This window comes from Mesorhizobium sp. CA4 (genome assembly GCF_020165075.1).
GTDB lineage: Bacteria > Pseudomonadota > Alphaproteobacteria > Rhizobiales > Rhizobiaceae > Mesorhizobium.
This window is the reverse complement of record NZ_JAIUHK010000084.1, coordinates 1-1,041: the sequence shown is the minus strand read 5'-3', so window position 1 is coordinate 1,041 and position 1,041 is coordinate 1. Positions and strand designations below refer to the sequence as shown.

At 64.2% G+C, this 1,041-nt stretch carries 1 protein-coding gene; it reads right to left on the bottom strand.

The window, feature by feature from the left end:
* Positions 1-126 precede the first annotated feature (126 nt).
* The gene (locus LB528_RS30130; RefSeq protein WP_224717242.1) at positions 127-1,038 is read right to left on the bottom strand and encodes an IS5 family transposase; all 912 of its coding nucleotides are present in this window, start codon (positions 1,036-1,038) and stop codon (positions 127-129) included.
* Positions 1,039-1,041 lie beyond the last annotated feature (3 nt).

The window sequence follows — 1,041 nt, the reverse complement described above, 5'->3', positions numbered from 1 at the left end:
GGGCCTGTTGCGCAGTTAGCGAGGACAGGCTCGCGGAGCGATTTGGTCGCGAGGTCTCGCTCCGTTTTGGCTTTTGGGGTGGAATTGAGGGTGGCGGTGTGGCCTCAGGCCGGATTGCAGGCGCACCTATCCTGTGATGGCGGCCCATCGGCGCATGTTGAAGGCGATCGCAGCCATCGTCACTTGAGCTGCGGCCTTGACTAATCCGACATAGCGGATTGTCGTCAGCTTCATGCGGTTCTTGAGCGTGGCGAAGGTGGTCTCCACCGCTGCCCGCCGTCTCGCGATCAGGCGGTTGTAGCGCTTGAGCCGCGGCGGCAGTTCGGGATGGTGCTTGTTGGGGCGGCGGGCAATGCGCGGCTTGCGGCCCTCAGCCTTGAGCCTGGCCCGGCGGGCATGCGTGTCATAGGCGGCATCCGCCCACACCGCCTTCTCATCGCCGCGCACCAACTCATCGGCCATCAGCGTGTCGTTGACGTTGGCCGGTGTGGTGATCACCGTGCGGATCAGGCCAGAGCCCTCGTCCACCCCGACATGGGCCTTGTAGCCGAAGGTGAAGTCGCCCTTACCCCGTCTTACGCCACGGGCATCGGCGTCCTTCGAGGGCCGCTCGGCTGTCGGCGGCGCCGAGACTGCATCGATCAGCGTGGCGTCTAGCATCGTGCCGCGCTTCAGGATCACGCCGGCCTTCTCCAACTGCCGGTCCAGTTCGCCAAACAGCTTCTCCATCAGTCCTTCGCCACCAAGCAAGTTGCGAAAGCGCGACAGCACCGTGTGATCGGGAATGCTCTCCTCAAGCCCAAGCCCGACAAAGCGCCGGAATGACAACCGATCGCCGAGCGCTTCCTCGAGCTCGCGATCTGATAGCCCATAGAGCGACTGCAGCAGCAGCGCTTTGAAGAGCAACAACGGCGGCCAGGCTGCGCGTCCCGGCCCGCCGTCGCGTAGCGGGTTGAGCAGCTTCTCGAAGCGATACCACTTCACCAGACCGGACAGTCGGTCGAGCGGTGAGGATCCACCTGCAAGCTTCTGGCCCAGAAA